This is a genomic window from Corynebacterium sp. (genome assembly GCF_030152825.1).
Taxonomy (GTDB): Bacteria; Actinomycetota; Actinomycetes; order Mycobacteriales; family Mycobacteriaceae; genus Corynebacterium.
Genome location: NZ_JASLIP010000006.1, coordinates 118,322 through 140,196 on the forward strand (window position 1 = coordinate 118,322; position 21,875 = coordinate 140,196).

Sequence of the window (21,875 nt, forward strand, 5' to 3'; positions counted from 1 at the left end):
TTAAGCCTCCCCGGGCTCGCCCAGCATCTGGGCCCACATGTGCTCGAAGCCGGGCATGGTCTTGGCGGTGGTGGCGACGTCCTCGACCTCCACGCCGGGGACCAGCAGGCCGATGATGGCGCCGGCGGTGGCCATCCGGTGGTCGGCGTAGGAGCGCCAGCGGGCACCGGCGAGGGGGACTGGGGTGATGTGCAGGCCGTCCTCGGCTTCGGCGACGCTGCCACCGAGCGCGTTGATCTCCGCGGCCAGGGCGTGGAGGCGGTCGGTTTCGTGCCCGCGCAGGTGGGCAATACCTCGCAGGCGGGTCTCGGTGGTGGCCAGGGCTGCCAGGGCTGCGACGGTGGGGGTGAGCTCCCCGATGTCGCCCATGTCCCAGTCCACGCCCTGCAGGGGGCCGGTGGCGCTGGCGGTCAGGGTGCCGTCTGCCAGGGTGACGGTCGCGCCCATTGCTTCGAGGATAGGGCGGATCTGGTCGCCTGGTTGGGTGGTTGCGGCTGGCCAGTGGGGGACGCTCACCGCTCCCTTGGTCAGCGCGCCCGCGGCGAGGAACGGCGTGGCGTTGGAGAGGTCCGGTTCGATGACCCAGTCCACGGCCTTGATCGGGCCGGGGTGGACGGTCCAGGTGGGGTTGCCGGTGACTTCCTCTGTGCCCGTTTCGACGACGACGCCCGCCTGGGCGAGCATGTCGATTGTCATGTCGATGTGGGGCTTGCTGGGCACGGAGGAACCGGTGTGGACGATGCGCACGCCGTCAGAGAAGCGGGCGCCGACCAGCAACAGCCCGGAGACGAACTGGCTGGAGCCAGAGGCGTCGATGCGGACCTTGCCGCCGGTTGGTGCAGCGCCGCCCGCCGCGGGCAGGACGGTAAAGGGCAGGGTGCTGGTGTCCGCGTTGGGCTCGGTGGCGTCTGTGCCCTCGCCGATGCCGGCACCCAGGCCGCGGATGGAGTCCAGGGTCTGGTCCATGGGGCGGCGGCGTGCCTGCGGGTCGCCGTCGAAGCTGACGGGGGCGGTGGCCAGTGCGGCGACGGGCGGGACGAAGCGCATGACGGTGCCCGCAAGGCCGCAGTCGATGTGCCCGCCGGTGAACTGGGTGGGCGGGGTGATGCGCACGGTGGCGGCAGCCCCCTCGGAGCTCAAGATCTCTACACCCACCCCGAGGGTGCGCAGCGCGTCGAGCATGAGGTTCGTGTCGCGGCTGATGAGGGTGTTGGTGATGGTGGCTGGCCCGTCGGCGAGCGCTGCGAGGACGAGCGCGCGGTTGGTGATGGACTTGGAACCGGGGACGGGCACCGTCGCGGTGACGGGGCCAGATGCGGTGGGGGCGGGCCAGGCGGGGTGGGTGCTAGTCGACATGGCTCTAGTCTCTCATTTTTTGGGGATAATGGGTCCCATGTGTGGCCGTTATGTCCTTTACAGCACGCCCGAGCAGCTCGTGGACGCCATACGGCGCCGGAGCGGGCAGCAGCGGGTCGCGATGGTCGGGGAGGGGCCGCGGGAGAACTACAACATCGCGCCCACCCACACGGTACCGGTGCTGCGGCCGTTTCGTGGGGTGCCGACTCTCGGGCCGGCGGTGTGGGGCTATCCGCCGAAGACAGTCTTCAACGCGCGCGGGGAGACGGCCTTCGACAAGCCGACCTTCGCGGGCTCGGAGCCGTGCGTGTTCATCATGGACGGCTGGTACGAGTGGACCGCTGATAAGGACCCCGCGCCGGGGGATCGGCGGAAGCAGCCGTGGTTCACGCACGCGGGCGGGGAGCCGATCTTCATCGCCGGGCTGTGCAAGGCGGTGGACGGGGTGGTGTACGCGACGATGGTGACCACGGCAGCCACCCCGGAGTTGGAGTGGCTGCATCACCGGATGCCGCGGGTGCTCGTGCTGGGTGAGGGGAGCGGCGCTGGCGATGCGGGAGGGCCGGGAGGCGCGGACGACGAGGTGCGCCGCTGGCTCGAGGGGGACGAGGTAATGCTGCGCGCGATAGCGGCGGCACCGCCTCAGCACGGTTTGGGCAGCCTAGTGAGCGAGAAGGCGGATAAGGCAGTCGGCAACGTGGCTAATAATGGGCCGCATTTGATCGGTCGGTAGCCCCCTTCAGAGAGGGGCACAGGCCGTCGTGCGGAAAATCTTGGTATTTTATTGCAATTTTACAACTGAACTTAAGAGTGGAAGGGGGAGGCAGCGCTGCAGTGGGAGGGGAATAGAATGGGTCTACACCACGTTGATGCCATTGACCCAGCAGAGAGGAGAACATGAGTTCCCCCACCCCCCAGCGCGCCGCCACGCTGCGCACCGAGGAGCCCGACGAGGAGCTGCTCGCCCGCTTCGAAAGCGACGCGCTGCCGCTGCTGGACCAGCTCTACGGTGCGGCGTTGCGGATGACTCGCAACCCCGCCGACGCGCAGGATCTCGTGCAGGATGCGTACATCAAGGCCTTCCAGGCCTTCCGCTCCTTCAAGCCCGGCACCAACCTCAAAGCCTGGCTCTACCGCATCCTCACCAACACCTACATCAATGAGTACCGCAAGCAGCAGCGCCGCCCCTATGAATCCTCCGCGGAGGACATGACCGATTGGCAGCAGGCCGACGCGATGTCCCACACCCCGGACGGCCTCGCCTCCGCGGAAATTGAGGCGCTCAAGCGGATCCCCGACCAGCGCATCATCGACGCGCTCATGGATATCAGCGAGGACTACCGCATGGTGGTCTACTACGCCGACGTCGAAGGCTTCGCCTACAAGGAAATCGCGGAGATCCTCGACGTCCCCATCGGCACCGTCATGAGCCGCCTGCACCGGGGCCGGAAAGCACTGCGCAAGAAACTGAAGGACGTCGCCGCGGAACACGGGATCGGCGTCGAAGAAGAAACCAAGGCGAAGGGATAGGCGAGAAGCACAATGAGTGACAACGTTGAGCCGAATGCAGGCACCCCTCAGCGCGACATCGAATGCCGGGACCTTGTGGATGTCCTCTACGAGTACGTCGACGGCGGATGCGATGAGGGACTTCGGGCCCAGCTGCAGCAGCACCTCGACAACTGTCCCAGCTGCGTGGAGAAACTCGGCGTGGAACGCGAAATCCGCGAACTGCTGCGCGTCCGCTGCGCCCAGGCCGCGCCAGTGGAGCTGCGCAGTCGCATCACCACCCAGCTGCGGGTGGTTTACCGCACCTCCCGGGGATAGCAAGCATTCCGGGTAGGGGTTCGGCGAGGAGAGTTGAGTCTCGGGGGCTCCGTCGATTCAGCGCTAAGCCGATGCGGGAGTATCCGGTGAGATAAAGAAACGAAAAACGGGCCCGGGGAAACTCCCGGACCCGTTCAGCGGCACCCCAGCGCGGGGTGATCGGCATTATGCGTTTGGACGCTTGCCGTGGTTCGCCTTGTTCTTGCGACGGTCCTTGCGCTTACGGCCACGCTTGCTCATGAATTCTCCTTAAAGCATGTGCACCAGCGTTCCCAGGGGAGTAGCCGGCGCAGCGATCGGGCAATGAAATTATTTAACCGCTATAGTCTATCCGCCCAGCAGTGGGCAGCGGAAATCAGGGGCAGCGGGAACTATTAAGCGTTCGCGCGGGCGCGGGTTCGAGCGCGGTTGTTGCGGCGCTTCAGCACGCGACGCTCGTCCTCAGACATGCCACCCCACACGCCGGCGTCCTGGCCGGAGCTGATTGCCCACGCGAGGCAATCCGTGGTCACTGGGCAGCGGTTGCACACCAGCTTTGCCTTCGCGGTCTGGGCGAGAGCCGGGCCGGAGTTCCCGACGGGGAAAAACAGCTCGGGGTCTTCCTGGCGGCATACAGCCTTGTGGCGCCAATCCATGATCAAGTCCTTTCATGCCTATCGGGCGGTCGTAGCGGTCCGTCACGCCACGGGGGTGGCCTGGCGGGGTTTTCTGCCAGCAGGGGACCGGCAGAAAGGTTAACGGGCGGTTAACTGCGAAACTTTCGGGCGTCCCAATGGCTGCTGGCTTCGGCTGCCTGCGAGCAGCCAGTGCGCGGGGGCCGATGATGTCGTCGATAGCGCTCCGGGGGAGGAGCGAATACGGCCTCGCGGCGCCTTGGTGCAACGCAGTGGGATGCGAAGAATCGCGGGTAAGGGCAGATCAGGCGGTGCGGAACGAACATGCGCGCCGGGAAAGCGGCACTGCAATACCCGCGCCATGGCGTGGCTAAAACGCCACAACATAAACGTGAGTAGGCTGTTGTTCCCCCACCGCCTTCGCGGTTACATCAAGGAGTATGACATGTATTTCCCAGGTTGCCTAGAGTTAACCCAGAAAATGTAACCAAGCTCACATTGTTTCGATTTGGGTAATGACGCCGAGTGACGTAGGAGCCCCTTATTTGCCTGGTTGGTGCGGCGTGGCTGCGCCCACCGTCCTGCTTCTCACCCGCGGTTTACTGGTCCGTCCATGAGGGCGGAGTGGTCAGAAATGGGAAGCGAGCCCGCTAAGGCTAGACTCATCGGCATGAGCTCCCCGAAGAACTACTCCAAGCCACCCACAGTGATCCAATACGCCGGCATCTACGGCCTGATCCAGGGCCTCATCGGCATCGCCTTCGGCATCTTCCTCGTCGTCCGCGAAGCCCAGGGCTTCCACGACCCCACCGCGAAAATCAGCGGCTACGGCACCGCCCTGTGGTTCTTCTTCATCTTCGGGGCCGTCGCCGTATGCGGTTACTTCCTCTACCGGGGACGCTCCTGGGGGCGCGGTCCAGTGGTCATGCTGCAGATCTGCCTGGTTCCCGTGGCTTATTACATGTTCCGTTCCGGACGTCCCGAGTTGGCCGTGCCCACCACACTGGTCCTGATTCTTGGGCTCGCGCTGCTGTTCAACCCCACCGCCGTCAATTGGTGGACGATGGACCACTACCGCGACTAGGAACCGAGCACTACGAGCTCGTCGCCGCGCTGCTCCACCACGAAGCCACCACTGACCCGGAGGTGCACCGGCGCGCCAGCTGCGAGGCCGTCGCGGCGAACAGGGAGTGTCCGCTCGGTCTTCTTGTGTTCCGTGTCGAAGACCCGGATGCCGCCCTCGATGGGCACCAGCAGGCGGTCGGCCATGTTCGCGCCTGCGCCCAGCGCGCCGCGCACCGTGAACTCCGGGGCCAGGCTCGTCGGGTGGAACCCGACGACGGCATCACCCGTCCACCACGTCATATTGTGCGGCAGGTCCGCCGTGACCGGCAGGACCGGGGCTTTTTGAGAAGCGCCAGCCAGCGCCGAGGCAGCGGGCATCGGGTGGTGGCTGACTTCACCGGTATCGCTGGCCACAATCAGCTGTGGCTTCCCATCGCCGCGGGCGCCCTTCGGCGCGTACACCGCCGCGTGGTGCTGCGCGATCGCCACCAACTGCCCATCCCGGGGCACGTAGAAAGTGTGGAGATCCTCCGGCACATCCGAACGCTCCGGCTTCGTCTTGAGTAACCGCAGCAGCATCTTGTCCTCGCTCTCGCAGTGTTGGGTGGTCGCCAGCAGCTCGGTGCGGGTCAGGGCAGAGGTAAACGGGCAGTCCGCGTAGCGCTGCTCCTCCTTCTTCACCGGGGTTTCCTGGCGGCCCACCTCCGTGGTGCGCACCAGGTCGCTGCGCCACAGCTCCACTCGGTGTGGGGAGACGATACCCGTGGAGTCATTCGAACGCAGTGCCGTGGCGGAATCCTCCGCCAGGGCCGAGCGGGTATGGGCGTACTCGCCGGTACCAGCGGTCAGGCTCACCACATCCCCGCAGCCCTTCGGGCCACGGTAGACCGCGACAATCCGCTCGTTGCTAAAGGTCACATCGCACAGCGGCAACCCGCGGTCGTAGGTCCACGCCACCTCGCCCGAGCGCAGATCGCGCATGGAAAGCACATCGTCCTCGGCGGTGAGCACGCCACCAGAAAGCAGGATCGGGGCGACCGTCTGCGGAGAAGTTCCCCGCCACAGCTCCCGCAGCTTTGTCGGCGCGGTCTCGGCCGCAGCCGGGGCGGAAAGAGTGGAGGCCTGGGTGTGCTCCACCCGGCGGGCGTCCGAACCCCACCAGCTGGCGACCAGCACCACGACGAGAACCACGGCGATCGCGCCCACCGCCAAAAAATCCTTGTGGCTAGCCCGCTCCGGGCGGGGCCAACGGCGCGGCGTTGGCGTGGGTGGCGCAGGCTGAGCGGGGGAGTGAGGAGCCATTAGTTCTTTGCCCCGCCATTCCCACCGCGGGAGCGACCACCCCGACCGCGGCCGCCACGGCCCCGACCATGCGAGCCCTGACCGCGGCCACGAGAGCCCTGGCCACGTGAGCCAGCCCCGGAGCCGCGCTCACCGCGAGCACCACGGGAACGCCGAGCCGGCGCCGTCACCGCTGCCGAACCAGCAACCCGACGATTCGGTCCCACCCGGTCGCTCAGCTCCTCGTCCGTGGGCAGCCCCAGGACCTCCAGCAACTCAGGGGACTGGGAGAACCACTGCGGCGGGTTCTCCAGGCCCAGCCCCAGCGCCTCGCTGATGTGGTCCCACCGGGGCACCTCATCCCAACCGACCAGGGTGATCGCGGTGCCGTCCTTACCCGCGCGCGCCGTGCGACCAATCCGGTGCACATACGTCCGCTCGTCCTCCGGGACCTGGTAGTTGACCACATGGGTGACATCCGTGACGTCGATGCCGCGGGCAGCCACGTCCGTGGCGACCATGACGTCCACCACCCCGTCCCGGAACAGCTGCAGGGACTGCTCACGGTCCGCCTGGCGCATATCGCCATGCACCGCGCCGACCCTAAAACCCCACGCGGCGAGATCCTCGGCGACCATCGCGGCCTGCCGCTTCGTCGGGGTGAACACAATCGTCCGGCCCCGGCCCGGGCTCTGCAGAATACGGGAGAGCGTGGACATCCGATCCAGCTTGTGGGACTGGAACGCGATCTGGGTGACGCGCTCGTGCGTATCCGCCGCGGCCGTGGAATCCGCCTGGATCATCACCGGCTGCTTCATGAACTCCCGCGACAGGCTCAGGATCGGCCCCGGCATCGTTGCGGAAAACAGCATCGTCTGCCGGTCCGTCCTGGTCAGCGACATGATCTGCCGAACATCATCCAGGAAGCCCTGATCCAGCATCTCATCGGCCTCATCCAGCACCAGCACCTCCACCCCGGCAAGCTCCAGCTCGCCCCGGCGGTGCAGATCCAACAGGCGGCCCGGCGTGCCCACCACCACATCCGTGCCCCGGTTCAGTGCTCGAATCTGCTGGTTGAAACCCACCCCGCCATAGATCGGCGTGACCGCCACCCGGTGCTTCGTCGCGGGAATCACGAGGTTCGCCGCAGCCAGAGTCAGATCCTCGGCCACCTGCAGGCACAGCTCACGGGTGGGAACCACCACGAGGCCGCGAACGCTGCCATCAAGTTCGGTGATGCCGGCGTCGTCGAAAACCCGGTCCAACAACGGCACGCCGAAACCCAAGGTCTTGCCCATCCCCGTGCGAGCCTGACCGATCAGATCATCGCCCCGCAACGCGATCGGCAGGGTCAGCTCCTGGATCGCAAACGCCGTCGGCATGCCCGCCTGCTCCAACGCTTCGGCGATCTCGGCCGCCACCCCCAAGGAACGGAACGTCGGTCCAGGGGTCGCCCCCGAGTGATCATCGGAGGAGAGATGGGGCGATGGCACGGTCGGAACCTCCCTAAAACAAGGCAGTACTATAATGGTCACATTAGCGCACCGACGAGTGCGCCAGATCTTTCAAGAACCAACGGACGGAGATCGAAAAGCATGCAACTGAAGATTGGCTTCATTAACTCCCAGCGCGAGCTCGCCATCGACCTCGACAAGAACGAGGTCAAGCAGGCGGAACTCGTCGATGAGCTGCAGAACTTCCTGACCGACGGCACCGCCACCACCACCGTGGTCGAGGATGCCCGCGGCACCAAGACCGTCCTGCTGCGCGAGCAGATCGCCTACATTCAGGTCGGCGCCGAGAAGCCACGCTCCGTGGGCTTCATCTGATCCGTCTTTAGGGCAGATAGAGGTTGAGCGAGGTGAGTAACCCCCAGGGCACGGGTAGCGAGAACACACAGGGCGGGCCGCGCCACCGGCGTGCGCGCCGCGAGGAGTTCGCGCTGCCCGAACCCGAACACGCCCGCACCCCGCCCCGCATCGACCGGCGCTCCCAGGGGCAGGGTGCCAACTGGCTCAACTTCAGCGACCCCCACGTCCGCATCGGGATCGTCGCGGTTCTCGCGCTGGTCAGCGTGCTCGTCCTCGTCGATGCCTTCCGCGGGGCAGGGGAGGACGCCGCCACCGACGTGGCAGCCACCAGCAACAGCGACGACCCCGCCGACGGCGCTGCCGGTCCCGTCCCCGGTTCGGGCTACGGGGATCTGCCGACCGGGCAGCTTCCGCCCGGCGGACCAGTGACCGAAAACAGCAGCGGCAAATTCCGCACCGTCGGTGCCCCGGGACCGAAGGTCGGCGGCGGGAAACTCTTCACCTACACCATCGAGATCGAGGACACGATCAACACCGCCGCCTTCGGCGGGGACGACGCCTTCGCCGCGACGGTGGACGCGATCCTCTCCGACCCGCGCGGCTGGATCGGGCGCGGCAAGTTCGCCTTCCAGCACGTCGCCGCCGGTGAGCTGCCGGAGGGCAAGGAACCCGACCTGCGGATCCAACTGGCCTCCCAGGACCACACTCACGAGGTCTGCGGCAACACCTTCAAGCTGGAGACCAGCTGCTTCTACTCCGACGGCAACCGGGTCGTCATCAACGAATCCCGCTGGATCCGCGGCGCGATCCCATTCCAGGGGGACCTCGGCGCCTACCGCCAGTACGTCATCAACCACGAGGTCGGCCACGGCATCGGATTCGCCGCGCACCAGCCCTGCCCGAAGGATGGGCAGCTCGCGCCGATCATGATGCAGCAGACCTTGAGCGTGGATAACCGCGTGCTCCGGGACATCAGCAACGAGGATATCTACGGGGAGAGCGACTCCACCTGTCGCGCGAACCCCTGGCCGTACCCGGTTGCGGAAGAACAATAAGAGGTGACTCGCCGTGAATGACGCCCGCTCTGCTAGTGACGGTGCCCGCTCGGCCGGTGCTGCTAGCTCCGGTGCAGCTGGCCCTGCTGGCGCGCTGAGGACCCCGCCGCCGGCCCATATCCTCAACGGCTTCCACGCGCACGTGGATAACCCCGTCCAGCTTGACCAGCTGTGGTCCTATGGCTGGCGTTGCGACCGCGCGGTGATCTCCCTGGCCGAGGAGCCGATGCGGGCGTCCTGGATCGCCAAAACCACCGCCAAGATGCGGCCCGCGGGGGTGGGTGTATCGCGCCCCATGCTCTCCACCGATGGCCGGTACACGGTCTCCGGGTGGCGGGCGCGGACCTTCCTCTCCGGGCACCGCGCGCCGCGTTTCGACGAGATGGCCGCCGCCGCACTGCGCATCAACGAATCCCTCCGCGGCCTGCCACGACCGGAGTTCCTGGCACCCCCGGAGCTCACGGGCACCTGGGGACAGACGGAGATCTTCGCCGCCGCGGATGCCGCCGCCTTCGCCGAGCAACCCCAAGAGTGGATCGCCCCGGCCATGGACGCCACCGCCGTGCCCCGCAAGGACATCGCCGAGGCCCTGGCCAAGGCCGTGGAAATCACCGCACTGCGTACCGAGATCATGGCGGAAGACCAGCTGGTCCACGGCGACGTCATTGGTTGCATGATCTTCGACGGTGCCGCCGACCCCGCGATCACCGACCTGGTGCCCGCATGGCACCCCACCGGCTGGTCCGTTGCGCTGCTCGTCGTCGACGCGATGGCCTGGGGCAACGGGGACGACGCCCTGTTGGACCGCTGGTCCCACATCCCGGACTTCATGCAGCTCGCCCTGCGCGCCGTGCTCTACCGGCTCGCGCTGCACGCCATGCTGCCCAACTCACGGCCGGAAGCCTGGCCGGGGCTGTCGCGCACCGCGGACGTCATCGCCGCGCGCGAGCAGCAGAACGAGGCACGGCAGGAGTGGGAAGACGAGGGCGAGGCCGCCGGAGAAGGCGGGGACGACGCTGGCGACGACGCCGTGGAAACGGCGGGTGACTCGGCGGGGGAACAGGACAGCGACGAGGACAGCGAGGATGCCGACGAGCGTGGCGGCGCGGACGTCGAAAAACGTCCTGAGCAGGGGCGATAGTAAGAAAATCGAACACCGCGGACGGACGCGGCGGGGCGTGTCTGCACCGGGTGCCATACTGTTGGCATGACGGACACAGCCAAGAATCAACAGCCGACCGCCGTGGCCTCCCCGAGCGCGCCGGAGGACCGCTTGGGGGCGCGCGAGGCCGCGAAGGTCGTGCTGCAGCCGCCACGCCGGGTGGGGGAGGAAGGCCACGAGTGGGACGGGCTCGCCGGGGCTATCGTCACGGGTGATGAGCGCATCGATAGTTCCGCGCCGTGGGCAGTGCTGGGTGGCCCGGGGACGGGAAAGACGAGCCTGCTCGTCGACACGCTGGTCCACTTCCTCGCCGCGGGTGGTTCGGCGGACGAGGTCATGGTGGTCACCCCCACCAAGGACGCCGCTACGGCGGTGAACACCCAGCTGGTGGCGCGGCTGGCAAGCATGAGCAGCTTCGCGGCGACGCGCACGCCGGTGCGCTCTGTGCACTCCTGGGCCTTCGCGGCACTGCGCAGCATGCTGCTGGCCAGCGACCGGGAAGCGCCGCGCCTGCTCACCGGTGCCGAACACGATGCGGATGTCCGCCTGCTTCTGGCCGGGCACGCCGAGGACGGGGCGGGGGCCTGGCCGGAGCACATCCGCCCAGCGCTGGGCTACGTGGGGTTTGCCCGCCAGCTGCGCGACCTGCTGCTGCGTGCCGAGGAGCGCGGGGTAGGGCCGGGCGAGCTCACCGCGCTGGGGGAGAAGTACGACCAGCCGATGTGGGTGGGGGCGGGGCAGTTCCTCGATGAGTACCGGCAGACGAGGCGGTTGGCCCAGTCCATCAGCCTGAACGCCTCCGAGCTGCTGCACAGCACGCTGCAGGAGATGGAGGGTGGGCCAGGGCGGGCACAGCTCGACCGGTGGCGGGAGAAGCTGCGGCTGATCCTCATCGATGATGCCCACAACCTGGACCCCGCGGCCGCCGAGTTCCTGGAGCAGTTCTTCACCCCGGACACGCGGGTGGTGCTCGCCGGGGACCCCGACCAGTGCGTATTCCACTTCCGCGGTGCGGATGAAAAGCTGCTCAGCAAGTACGCCGCCGACGAGAATCATCGCGTGGTGCTCAGCGGCTCCCAGCGCTTCGGGGTGCCAACCGCGCGTGCCATCAACGCGCTGACCGGGCACCTGCCGCACGTGGATACCCGCATCCCGCTGCGCGTGGCCGAGGACGCCGCGGCCCAGGGCGTCGAGGCAGCGGCAGGGGAGAAGACCACGCGGGATGCCGGGGCCAAGGGGATCGATGCCGACACCGCGGGGGAGCGGAACCAGCCAATCCGGGTGTTGCGGGCGAACTCCGGGACCGCGGAGCGGCTGCACATCACCGATACTCTGCGCCGCGCCCACGTCCGCGACGGTGTGGCCTGGCAGGACATGGCCGTCATCGTCCGCTCCGTCGGGGAGATCGCGCCCATCCGGCGCGCCCTGCTGACCCACGGGGTGCCCGTGCGGGTGAACCAGACTTCCATCATCCTCGCGGAACAGCCCCTGATCCGGCTGCTGCTCACCGCCCTGGAAGCCACCTACCGGCCGCTGGAGAACTCGGAGGTCCGCGTGCTCATGGAATCCATGGTTGGCGGAGCCGACCCCATCATGGTGCGCCGCCTCGAGCGCGTGCTGGCCCAGGCGCTGGCCCGCCAACGCCTGCAGGGCAAGCCCGTGCCGGAGAATGCCGCGGGCCTGCCGTACCAATCCAGCGACGCACTCAGTGCCCTGCTCAACGGCACCGCCGATGCGGAAGATGCCACCGAGTGGACCGCGGGCTTCAACAACCGCGAGCTGCAGATCCTGCAGGGCATGAACGACGTCCTCACCGCGGGCAGGGAAGCACTACGAGCAGGACAGTCCGTGGAGATGGTGCTCTGGGAGATCTGGAAGGCCACCGGGCTGGACACCCGGCTGCAGGAACGCGCCCTGCGCGGCGGGACTTTCGGCTCCCAGGCGGACCAGGACCTCGACTCGGTGATGATACTCTTCGACATGGCCGGGGACTTCGTCGAGCGCCACCCCAACGCCTCGATCCGAACCTTCTGCGAGGAAGTTCGCGCCCAGGAGCTGCCCACCGGTGGCCGTGAGCGCGGGATCGCCAGCAACGCCGTGGAGATCCTGCCCGCCCACGCCGCGGTGGGGCGCCAGTGGCACACCGTGGTCGTCTCCCGCGTGCAGGAGGGCAGCTGGCCCGCCGGGCCGACCGTGGGCGGGCTCTTCGGCCAGCTAGAGCTCGTTGACCTGCTGGACCGGGGCATTGAGCCCGGCACGCGGGTCTCGCGAGTGGCGAGCGCTGTCCACGAGGAGCGGAGGCTCTTCCTCGTCGCCATCTCGCGGGCGACCCACAACACCCTGGTGACCTGCATCGACAACGCCAGCGTGGAAAATGGCGTGCCCTCCCGCTTCATTGATGAGATCACCGACGCGCCGGGTGCTGTTGTTCCGCTGGGTGCCGTGGAGCAGGTCGAGCAGGAAGAGCTGGAAGCCGCGCCGGGCGAGCCCGTGCAAGGGGAACTTGGGCTGGGCCTGGGCCTGGCGGAACCCGCACAGCAGGGAGGGGTTGCAGTTCAGGCCAGCGTGACCGAGCAGATGAATCCAGCGGGGCAGATCACCCCAGCGGAACAGCTCAGCGCCCTGCCGCGGGTGCTCGCCCTCGAGCCACTCATCGCCGAGCTGCGCGACGTGGTCACCGACCCTACCCAGCGACACCACCGCCGCGTCGCCGCCGCCCGTAACCTCGCTGCGATGGCTGATGCCGGCATCTTCGGCAGTCACCCCGTCGACTGGTGGGGCATGGCCGAACCCACCACCATGGACCGGATCACCGACCGGCGGGGAGGGGTCTCCTTGAGCCCCTCCAAGCTGGACAATATCGATAATTGCGCGCTCAAAACCTTTTTCGATGACCACCGCGGGGCGCAGGAGGAAACCAACGCCATGCGGGTGGGCATCGTCGTTCACGCCATTGCCCAGGCGATCATCCAACAAGACCTCAGTCTCGAGGACGCGCGCTACGCCGCACGGGCCGCGCTTCGCTGGGCGGTCGTGGGACCAGAGTTCGAAGTCAACGCAACACTCGAGCGTTGGGAGCGAGGCATCGAAAACCTCCACAGCTGGATCACGGGCACCCGCGGCGATTCTGAGGGCACAGAATGGGAGGTCGAGCAGCAGCTCTCAACCTCCCTGGGAACCCTTCCCACCGGGGAGGAGGTCACCCTCCGCGGCCGAATCGACCTCATGGCCACCGATGAGGACGGCCGGGTGATTGTCTACGACTTTAAAACCGGGAAAAGCCCCAAAAGCTCGGCCGATGCCCAGGCCAGCCGCCAGCTCGGCGCCTACCAATTCCTCGTGCACGCGGATCGTGGCAAGCAGCCTTATGGTGCGCACCTGATCTACCCCGCCACCAATGATGGGAAGCTCAAGAAAGCCAGCCAACCGGACTTCTCGCCCGAACAGCTCGCCGAGACCAAGCAGAATCTGCTCGCCGCCGCCGAGCAGATCAGTGAGCCCGTGCAGATAGCCACCCCAGGTGACGCGCAGTGCACCTACTGTAGCTACCACCTGATCTGTCCGGCCAAAGACGCCGGCCGACACGTGGTGAGCTCATGAGCCAACCGCACCATCCACACGACGTGGGCACACCGAACGCCCAGCACACGACCTCGCATAGCGCGCAGCAGCGAAAGGCAACAATGCAGGAACCAGCCGGTGGAATCATCAGCCCCGAGGAGCTCGCCACCCGGTGGCTCAAGCAGCCCTACCCGCCCACCCCGCAACAATCCGCGGTCATCAGCGCGCCACCGCAGGGTAGCTATATCGTCGTCGCCGGTGCCGGGGCCGGCAAGACCGAGACGATGGCCGCGCGCGTGGTCTGGCTCGTCGCCAACGGCTACGTCCTGCCCGAACACGTCCTCGGCCTGACCTTCACCCGCAAGGCCGCCAACGAGCTCGGCCAGCGCATCCGCGGCCGGCTGGAAACGCTCGCCCGCAGTGGCTTCCGCGACCAGCTGCCGGCCGACGACCCGCGCCATGAAGCGCTGCGCAATATCTCGCCCGCGGTCTCCACCTACGACTCCTACGCCGGCAACATCGTCGGGGAATACGGCCTGCTCGCCCCCGTGGAACCCAGCGGGCGGATCATCAACAATGCCGAGAAGTGGATGATCACCCGCCAGCTGCTCATCGATCACGACCGAGAGCTGAGAACCTCACGCTCGATGGGCCGCATGATCGACTTCATCCACACCCTCTCCGAGGAGATGGATAACCACCTCGCTGGCCTCGATGACGTCCGCGGCGAAACCGAAGCTCTGATCGACACCTTCCAGCAGGTCGAACACGGCGTGGGCAAGCCCCTCTCCCTTAAGGCATACGAGCTGCGGGACGCCAATCAGGAACGCCTGGATCTTCTGCCCTGGGTACAGAAGTACTGGGAGCGGCTGAAGGAGCTCGACGTGCGCACCTTCGGCCAGCAGATGACGCTCGCGGCCAAGTTGGCCTCCGAACATGCGATCGTCGGCCAGTCCCAACGCGAACGCTTCCGCGTGGTCATGTTGGACGAATACCAGGACACCTCGCACGCCCAGCGTGTGCTGCTGCGCTCCCTCTTCGGGGACGGGAAGGACGACGAGCTCGCCGTCACTGCGGTCGGCGACCCCATGCAGGCGATCTACGGTTTCCGCGGGGCAACTTCCTCCAACCTCGGGAACTTCGAAGCCGACTTCCCCTTCCGCGGGCAGCCCGCCCAGAAGCTCGAGCTGACCACCTCCTGGCGTAACCCCGCCTCCGTGCTGGAACTCGCGAACACCGTTTCCTCCCGCACCCTGGGGGAGAACCGCACCGTCTCCGAGCTGAAACCCCGCAAGGGCGCCGACGACGGGGAGATCCAGGTGGCCTTCTTCGACGAGGAGGACCAGGAACTCGAATGGCTCACCGACCAGCTGCAACAGCGCTGGGAGAACTTCAAGAAGCGTAAGGAAGTCGCCGCGGTATCGGGGGAGAAGATCGACCCATTCAGCGCGGCCGTGCTCGTGCGGAAGAACAAGGAAGCCCTACCGATCTTCGAGCTCCTGCGCGACAAGGGCGTGCCCGTGGATCTCACCGGCGGGGCGGGGCTGCTGGACATCCCCGAAGTCGCGGATGTCTACGCCACGCTGCGCGCCCTCGTTGACCCGGAGGACGACCCAGCCATGCTCCGCCTGCTCACCGGCCCGCGCTTCAACCTCGGGGCCCGCGACCTACAGATCCTCGCGCGTCGCGCCCAGCAGCTCCAGCGCCGCGCCAAGGGGGACACCGACCCAGGGGCGATGAGCCGCAACGCAGCCAGCGCTGCCACCAGTGCCGGGGCGGAGGATCCCTGGATCCACAACCCCGCCTACGAGGATCTGAAGAGCCTCGAATCTCCGCTGCGTGAGCAGCTCCTCGAAGCGATCCCCAACCCTGCGGACGCCACCGTGGGGCTGGCAGACGCCATCGCGGACTTCGCCGATGCCGAAGAGCAGGGGATGAGCCCGCGGGGCGTGCGAGCCATCGCCGAACTCTCCCGCGAGCTCGGCCACCTGCGCCGCAACTGCCTCACCAAGCCGCTGCCGGACCTCATTGCGGACATCGAGGACATGATCGGCATCCGCACCGAGGTGCTCACTCGCTGGCACCGCAACCCCGATGACTCGATCGGCACCAGCCACCTTGACAAGTTCGCGGAGATCGTCCAGGATTTCTCCCGGATGAGCGGCAGCAGTGCGTCTGACCTGGTGGAGTACTTGCGCGCCGCCCACGATCACGACGCCGGCCTGGAGCCGGGCGAGATCGAGGCGAAAACCGATACCGTCCAGATTCTCACTGTCCACCGCTCCAAGGGGCTGGAGTGGGACATCGTGGCCGTGCCCTACGCACACCGCAAGAACTTCTTCGACGCCGAGGCGCCGGGGATCACGATTGACCGGTGGATCTCGAATGCCGAGCTCCTGCCCTCCAGCCTGCGCGGCGACGCGGAAACCGAAGGCGAACCGGGCGGCTACCCGATCTACGACATCAGCCACGCCGAGAAGAGCGTGGACCTTACCAAGGCCGCTGAGGCCTTCCGGACCCAGCTGCTCGCGACCGAGGCGCAGGAGAGCGAAAGGTTGTTCTACGTGGGCATCACCCGTACCGAGCGGGTGCTGCTGGTGAGTGGGGCCGCGTACAGCCCCGGCAACGATACCGCCCTGGACCCCTCGCTGAACTTGGTGCTGCTGAAAAACCGCATCACCGACTCCCGTGCGCCCCTGCCCGGGGCGAGCGTCCACACCTGGTCCGACCTGGGGCGCACCCCGAGCAGCAAGGATACCGCGAGGGTGGAGAAGGGCAACGCCACAGAGATCGACCACTACCTCTATCCGACCCCTGAACAGATCATCGCCCGGGAGGAATACGCCGCTACCCGCCGCAACACCACTGCCGCCGAGGAGCAGGCCAGCTGGCCGCAGCCCGCGCCACTGGCCAGCCGGCCTGGTGCGGTCGAGGGCGCGGGCATGGTCGTCGACGCACTCGGCGCGGCAACCACCGGCGACCCCGCAAGCGAATCCGCCGCCAACCAGGACATGCTGACCCGGCAGTGGGATGAGGAAACCCGCCTGCTGATCCAAGAGCACCAGCAGCGCACCCTCACCGCCGTGGAGGTCCCGCTCGACCCGATGCTCACCGCAACCCAAGCGGTCGCGATGAACAAGGACCCGGAACAGTTCGCGCGGCGTCGTCGTCGCCCCATCCCGATGCAGCCCCAGCCCTACGCCAAGCGCGGAACGGCCTTCCACAACTGGGTGGAGCAGCACTACAACCAGGCCATGCTCTTCGACGAGGATGAAATGCCCGGTGCCTCCGACGCCACGCTCCAGGATCCGCAGCTGGAGGAGCTGAAGAACAAGTTCCTCGGCTCCGAGTGGGCCCAGCGCACCCCGGAGTCGGTTGAGGGCTCCTACCTGGTCAACATCGGCGGCTTCGTCTTCAACGGCCGCATGGATGCGGTCTTCCACGAAGGCGATGACCCCGCCGCAGGCTGGCTCGTCGTCGACTGGAAGACCGGGCAGATGCCCACCGGCCGAGATATGAGGAATGCCGAGCTCCAGCTCGCCGCCTACCGGCTGGCCTGGGCGAAAATCCTGAGCCGCCAGCTGGGTGTGGAGGTCCCGGTGGACAACGTGCGCACCGCGTTCTTCTATGTCCGCACCCAACACACCCACTACGTGCAAGACTTGCCGAACGAAGAGGAACTCATCGCCCGGCTAGGCTTGGACAAGTCCTAAGCCCTAGGATTTGATGGTTCACTACAACCCGCCCCGGGCCTCGGGGCAGGGGTCGGGCCCACCGACGGGTAGGGCACGAACCCACCCCACGCACCCACCTCAGGATAGGAAGTCATGCGGTTTAGAATGCGGGAACGCTTCCAGACGGAAGGCGAACTTGACGGTCTCCCGCCGCACGCGCTGCTCAACATCCTCCGCCTGCCGGAGGAGGAATACCGCAGCCCCTGGCGGCTCATCGGCCGCCGCATGCTCTACGCCCTAGGCCTCATCCTCGGGGTGGCGCTCCTGACCTACCGGGGTAGGGCGGGGTACGTCGGCATCGAAACCTTCATCGACGCGCTGTACTACTCGACGATTACCCTGTCGACCACCGGTTACGGCGACGTCACCCCGGTCAGCCAGCAGGAACGCCTCATCACGGCGCTGATCGTCACCCCCTTAAGAATCGTCTTTCTCGCCCTGCTGGTCGGCACGACGCTGACCGTGCTGACGAAGGAATCCCGCCAAACCTTCATGATCCGCCGCTGGAGGAAAAGAATGCGCAACCACACCATCGTCATCGGCTACGGCACGAAGGGCCGATCCGCCGTGGCAGCCCTCCTCGCCGACGGCGTCTCCCCATCGCAGATCGTGGTCGTGGACCTCGACCGGGAAGCCCTCGACCTTGCCAACGCCCAGGGTCTGGTCACCGTCCACGGCTCGGCGACGCGCTCCGACGTGTTGAAACTCGCCGGCGTGAACCGCGCCCGAGCCGTCGTCGTCGCCCCGAACCAGGACGACACCGCCGTGCTGGTCACCCTCTCCGTCCGAGAGATCGCGCCCTCGGCCACCATCATCGCCAGCGTGCGCGAATCCGATAACTCCCACCTGCTGCGCCAATCCGGCGCGGACTCGGTGGTCGTGTCCAGTGAAACCGCCGGCCGCCTCATGGGCCTGGCGACCGTCACCCCATCCGTGACCGAAATGATGGAGGACCTGCTCTCCCCGGACGAGGGCTTCTCCATCGCCGAGCGCCCCGCCAAGGAGGAGGAAGTCGGCGGCAACCCGCGCGTGCTGGAGGACATCGTCCTCGGCATCGTCCGCTCCGGGGCGCTGTACCGCATCGACTCCGCCGAGGCCGAGACCGTCGAACCGGGCGACCGCATCCTCTACGTCCGCGGCATGAGCAACCTCGAGGAGGGAGAGTAATTGGAGACCAGGGACCACCTGGATCCGGAACAACTTCGCGCAGCAACCGCCCCCCGCGGGCCGGTCGCGATCATCGCGGGCGCAGGCACCGGCAAGACCCGCACCATCACCCACCGCATCGCCCACCTCGTGGACGGCGGCTTCGTCAACCCCGACCAGGTGCTCGCCGTGACCTTCACCTCGCGGGCAGCCTCCGAGATGCGGGAACGCCTCGCGATGATGAACGTCGCGCGCGTCCAAGCCCGCACCTTCCACGCCTCCGCCATGCGCCAGCTGGGCTACTTCTGGCCGAAATACGCCGGCGACCTGCCGTGGAAGCTCGTGGACTCCAAGTTCCCCCTCATGAGCCGTGCCGCCCGTGGTGCCGGCCTGGAGCCCACCACCACGCTGCTCAAAGACCTGATCGGTGAGGTGGAGTGGTGCAAGTCCTCGCTCATCGTCGCGGAGGACTACCCGAAGGTCATGGTGCCGGAGCGCCGCGACTGCCCCGTGAGCCCCGAGCAGTTCATCAAGGTCTTCAAGAACTACGAGCAGCTCAAGGCCACGCCCGAGGGCATGCTGCTGGACTTCGACGACCTGCTGCTGAATATGGCCGCCGCCATCGAGTCCAACGTCGGTATCGCCGAAGAGTTCCGCTCCCAGTACCGCACCTTCGTGGTCGACGAGTATCAGGACGTCACCCCGCTGCAGCAGCGCCTGCTTGATGCCTGGCTCGGCGAGCGTGACGACCTCACCGTCGTGGGCGACGCCAACCAGACCATTTACTCCTTCAACGGAGCCAGCCCCAGCTACCTGCTGGACTTCACCACGAAGTTCCCCGAGGCCACGACCGTGCGCCTGCACCGGGACTACCGCTCCACCCCGCAGGTCGTGGAACTAGCCAACGAGGTGATCGGCAAGGCCAAGGACCGGGCCGCCGGGACCCGCCTGAAGCTGGAGGGCCAGCGCCCCGACGGCCCGGAGCCGGAATTCGTGGAATACCCCGACGAGGCCGCCGAGGCCAAGGGGGTAGCGGAGAAGATCGCCCAGCTGATCAAGCAGGGCGTTCAGCCCGCGGAGATTGCGGTGTTGTACCGCATCAACGCCCAGGCCGGTGCTCTGGAATACGCACTGGAAGAGGCTGGGATTCCGTACCAGGTCAAGGGCGGGGAGGGCTTCTTCTCCCGCGCCGAGATCCGGCAGGGCCTGGGCGCGCTGGCTAAAAGCGCGCGGAACTTCGGCGGCCAGCCGGACGGTGACGGCGGCGCAGCTGGAGCAGATAGCACCGGCCCGGAGACCCGGGAGGAGATCCTCAACGCCGCGAAGGCAGCACTCGCCCCGGTGGGACTGACCGCCACCGAGCCTAGCGGTGCGCAGGAACGCCAGCGCTGGCAGTCCCTCAACGCACTGGTGGAGCTGATCGAGGAGATCCTTACCGCGAACCCGCAGATCAGCTACCTCGGGGTCATCGGCATGCTGCAGGAACGGGTGCGCTCCAAGAACCCGCCGAAGGTGCAGGGCGTGACCCTGGTCAGCGTCCACATGGCCAAGGGCCTGGAGTGGGACGCCGTCTTCCTCGTCGGCCTCTACGAGGGCATGTTCCCGATCCACCACGCCCTCAAGGGCGCAGGTGCTGCCGACGCGATCGAGGAGGAGCGCCGCCTGCTCTACGTCGGCGTCACCCGGGCTCGCGAGCACCTCCACCTCTCCTGGGCGCTGGCCCGGCAGGAGGGCGGCAAACAGTCCCGCGTCCGCACCCGCTTCCTCGACGACCTGGTGCCGTGGGAGAACGAGGACGACGGCGAGCTGGCCATCGACCTGGACCAGGCGCGACGTCGACGGAAAACGGGCGCCCCGAAGAACGCCTGCGCCGTCTGCGGCACGCCCCTGTCCACCCCGGAGGCGAAGATCCTCGGCCGCTGCGGGCAGCACTCGCTGGAGACCGACCAGGTGGTCATCGGGGAGCTGCGGCAGTGGCGGCTGGAGACCGCGAAGTCCATGGGTGTTCCGGCGTACGTGGTGTTCACGGACGCCACGCTGCTCGCCATCGCGCAGCGCATGCCCGCCAGCCCCGAGGAGCTCATCCAGGTTCCGGGCGTGGGGCCGATGAAGATCGAGCAGTTCGGGGAGGACGTCCTCGCTATCACCGCGAACTACGACGCGGGATAATGGCACCCGCGGGGGAGCAGGCCTAGCGGGCCACGTCCAGCCCGAGCCCAGCCTCGGCCATGCGACACAGCACGCACTCCGGTTCGCGCCGCACCTCCTCGGGCTGAATGGCGAAACTCGCAGGATCGAAGAACTGGCGCTGGGTGAGCAGTGGTGGGAGCGCGGCTGGGTCCGAGCCTGCGTCGCGCCACGGGATGATGTGCTCCCGGATGATCTGGGTGGTGACCTCCGCCAGTAGGCCGTGCTCCGCGGTGGTGTAGCTGACCGGCCGGGCAGTGGCCTGCGCCCGGGTGCTGCGCCACAGCGCGTCGCGCTCCAGGTAGGCCTGGTCGATGCAGCTCAAGCAGGCGGTGCGCCCGGGGATGATCAGTGGGCCGAAGGTAAGGCGCCCGTCGATCACCCCGGTGGGGTAGTGGGGAATGAGCTTCTCGTGCAGCCAGAACTGCACATCCGGTGGCGGGAAGAGCCCGCCCGGCAGGATCAGGACGTCTTTCCGGGCGGTGCGCCCCTGGCTGGTGATGACCTGCCCGGCCCGGGCCTCGTTGGTGGTGCGTGGCGCCTCCAACCAGTCCACCTTCACGCCGTGGGTGAACAGGGCGTCGGCGAGGGCCAGGGAGGGCTTGCCGAAACGCAGCAGCGGGATGGCCTGCTCCTCGGTGGCGACCAGCACCCCGGCTCGCGCGAGCTCCTCGGCGATGGAGCCCGCCTCCACAGAGGTGAAGCCGCAGTAGCCCAGGGTGGCCGCGAGATCCTCCGCGGTGAGACCTGCGCGGGCCTGCATCATCACCTGCAGCACCTGGCCGGGGTCCACGGAGGCCGGCACCGGGAGGACCACTGCGTTGCCGGGGTGGATACCGAACTGGATGCTGCGGTCCGGCCGCAGCAGCACCGCCGTACCCGGGCGGAGCACCATCCGCGCAGGCGGATTGGACCTGGCTGTGGCATTCGCAGTCTGCGGGCCCTGTGGCCTGGTCTTCTCGGCGGTTGCGTGCACCATGATTCCCCCTCGGATCTGCAGCTCCCCTGAGGCGCGGCCCCATCCGCGCCCGGGCGGCCCCCGCCGCCCGTGTGCTGTATCTGCGCAGAATTCTAGC

Annotated in this window: 16 protein-coding genes; 11 read left to right on the forward strand and 5 right to left on the reverse strand. The window is 67.4% G+C overall.

Annotated elements, in window-relative coordinates; all coding sequences use genetic code 11:
* Nucleotides 1-1,356, reverse strand: a complete 1,356-nt coding sequence (gene aroA, locus Q1V78_RS00980) for a 3-phosphoshikimate 1-carboxyvinyltransferase (protein ID WP_300610627.1) — start codon at nucleotides 1,354-1,356, stop codon at nucleotides 1-3.
* Nucleotides 1,357-1,393: 37 nt separating this feature from the next.
* Between aroA and Q1V78_RS00985 the strand changes: the two genes are divergently transcribed.
* The 3 genes from Q1V78_RS00985 (at nucleotide 1,394) to rsrA (ending at nucleotide 3,183) form a co-directional block, all read left to right on the forward strand.
* A complete protein-coding gene (locus Q1V78_RS00985) occupies nucleotides 1,394-2,089 on the forward strand; it encodes an SOS response-associated peptidase (protein WP_300610629.1) in 696 nt (231 codons plus the stop codon).
* A gap of 164 nt (nucleotides 2,090-2,253) precedes the next feature.
* Complete coding sequence (locus Q1V78_RS00990) at nucleotides 2,254-2,886, forward strand: sigma-70 family RNA polymerase sigma factor (RefSeq protein ID WP_300610631.1); 633 nt, start codon at nucleotides 2,254-2,256, stop codon at nucleotides 2,884-2,886.
* 12 nt (nucleotides 2,887-2,898) lie between these two features.
* Nucleotides 2,899-3,183, forward strand: coding sequence for a mycothiol system anti-sigma-R factor (rsrA, locus tag Q1V78_RS00995; protein WP_300610633.1), 285 nt, complete (start codon nucleotides 2,899-2,901; stop codon nucleotides 3,181-3,183).
* Nucleotides 3,184-3,557: 374 nt separating this feature from the next.
* On the opposite strand, the gene Q1V78_RS01000 is transcribed toward rsrA, so the two are convergent.
* On the reverse strand, nucleotides 3,558-3,818 hold the full coding sequence (locus Q1V78_RS01000; RefSeq protein WP_148812280.1) for a WhiB family transcriptional regulator: 261 nt from the start codon (nucleotides 3,816-3,818) through the stop codon (nucleotides 3,558-3,560).
* Nucleotides 3,819-4,467: 649 nt separating this feature from the next.
* Here Q1V78_RS01000 and Q1V78_RS01005 point away from each other — a divergent pair.
* A complete protein-coding gene (locus tag Q1V78_RS01005) occupies nucleotides 4,468-4,881 on the forward strand; it encodes a hypothetical protein (RefSeq protein WP_300610638.1) in 414 nt (137 codons plus the stop codon).
* On the opposite strand, the gene Q1V78_RS01010 is transcribed toward Q1V78_RS01005, so the two are convergent.
* Nucleotides 4,878-6,068: a hypothetical protein gene (locus Q1V78_RS01010; RefSeq protein WP_300610640.1), complete on the reverse strand. Its 1,191-nt coding sequence runs from the start codon at nucleotides 6,066-6,068 to the stop codon at nucleotides 4,878-4,880. The genes Q1V78_RS01005 and Q1V78_RS01010 overlap by 4 nt on opposite strands.
* Nucleotides 6,069-6,163: 95 nt before the next feature.
* Entirely contained in the window at nucleotides 6,164-7,636 is a 1,473-nt protein-coding gene (locus Q1V78_RS01015) for a DEAD/DEAH box helicase (protein ID WP_300610642.1), read from the reverse strand.
* Between the two features lie 102 nt (nucleotides 7,637-7,738).
* On the opposite strand from Q1V78_RS01015, the gene Q1V78_RS01020 reads away from it, so the two are divergent.
* From Q1V78_RS01020 to Q1V78_RS01050, 7 genes are all read left to right on the forward strand, one after another.
* Nucleotides 7,739-7,972, forward strand: coding sequence for a DUF3107 domain-containing protein (locus tag Q1V78_RS01020; RefSeq protein ID WP_300610644.1), 234 nt, complete (start codon nucleotides 7,739-7,741; stop codon nucleotides 7,970-7,972).
* 32 nt (nucleotides 7,973-8,004) lie between these two features.
* Complete coding sequence (locus Q1V78_RS01025) at nucleotides 8,005-9,009, forward strand: DUF3152 domain-containing protein (RefSeq protein WP_300610646.1); 1,005 nt, start codon at nucleotides 8,005-8,007, stop codon at nucleotides 9,007-9,009.
* A 13-nt stretch (nucleotides 9,010-9,022) separates the two neighbouring features.
* Nucleotides 9,023-10,150, forward strand: coding sequence for a TIGR02569 family protein (locus tag Q1V78_RS01030; protein ID WP_300610648.1), 1,128 nt, complete (start codon nucleotides 9,023-9,025; stop codon nucleotides 10,148-10,150).
* Nucleotides 10,151-10,216: 66 nt separating this feature from the next.
* Nucleotides 10,217-13,771 (forward strand): ATP-dependent DNA helicase, encoded by a 3,555-nt coding sequence (locus Q1V78_RS01035; protein ID WP_300610650.1) that lies wholly within the window; start codon nucleotides 10,217-10,219, stop codon nucleotides 13,769-13,771.
* A gap of 83 nt (nucleotides 13,772-13,854) precedes the next feature.
* The gene (locus Q1V78_RS01040; protein WP_300610652.1) at nucleotides 13,855-17,445 is read left to right on the forward strand and encodes a UvrD-helicase domain-containing protein; all 3,591 of its coding nucleotides are present in this window, start codon (nucleotides 13,855-13,857) and stop codon (nucleotides 17,443-17,445) included.
* A gap of 114 nt (nucleotides 17,446-17,559) precedes the next feature.
* Entirely contained in the window at nucleotides 17,560-18,633 is a 1,074-nt protein-coding gene (locus Q1V78_RS01045) for a TrkA family potassium uptake protein (protein WP_300610654.1), read from the forward strand.
* Nucleotides 18,634-20,781, forward strand: coding sequence for an ATP-dependent DNA helicase UvrD2 (locus tag Q1V78_RS01050; protein ID WP_300610656.1), 2,148 nt, complete (start codon nucleotides 18,634-18,636; stop codon nucleotides 20,779-20,781).
* Nucleotides 20,782-20,803: 22 nt separating this feature from the next.
* On the opposite strand, the gene Q1V78_RS01055 is transcribed toward Q1V78_RS01050, so the two are convergent.
* Nucleotides 20,804-21,778, reverse strand: coding sequence for a hypothetical protein (locus Q1V78_RS01055; protein WP_300610658.1), 975 nt, complete (start codon nucleotides 21,776-21,778; stop codon nucleotides 20,804-20,806).
* Nucleotides 21,779-21,875 lie beyond the last annotated feature (97 nt).

Coding starts and splice junctions, on each gene's coding strand:
- Q1V78_RS01055 (WP_300610658.1), bottom strand. CDS start 21,778: ATGGTGCACGCAACCGCCGAGAAGACCAGGCCACAGGGCCCGCAGACT.
- Q1V78_RS01005 (WP_300610638.1), top strand. CDS start 4,468: ATGAGCTCCCCGAAGAACTACTCCAAGCCACCCACAGTGATCCAATAC.
- Q1V78_RS01040 (WP_300610652.1), top strand. CDS start 13,855: ATGCAGGAACCAGCCGGTGGAATCATCAGCCCCGAGGAGCTCGCCACC.
- rsrA (WP_300610633.1), top strand. CDS start 2,899: ATGAGTGACAACGTTGAGCCGAATGCAGGCACCCCTCAGCGCGACATC.
- aroA (WP_300610627.1), bottom strand. CDS start 1,356: ATGTCGACTAGCACCCACCCCGCCTGGCCCGCCCCCACCGCATCTGGC.
- Q1V78_RS01035 (WP_300610650.1), top strand. CDS start 10,217: ATGACGGACACAGCCAAGAATCAACAGCCGACCGCCGTGGCCTCCCCG.
- Q1V78_RS01045 (WP_300610654.1), top strand. CDS start 17,560: ATGCGGTTTAGAATGCGGGAACGCTTCCAGACGGAAGGCGAACTTGAC.
- Q1V78_RS00990 (WP_300610631.1), top strand. CDS start 2,254: ATGAGTTCCCCCACCCCCCAGCGCGCCGCCACGCTGCGCACCGAGGAG.
- Q1V78_RS01000 (WP_148812280.1), bottom strand. CDS start 3,818: ATGGATTGGCGCCACAAGGCTGTATGCCGCCAGGAAGACCCCGAGCTG.
- Q1V78_RS00985 (WP_300610629.1), top strand. CDS start 1,394: ATGTGTGGCCGTTATGTCCTTTACAGCACGCCCGAGCAGCTCGTGGAC.
- Q1V78_RS01020 (WP_300610644.1), top strand. CDS start 7,739: ATGCAACTGAAGATTGGCTTCATTAACTCCCAGCGCGAGCTCGCCATC.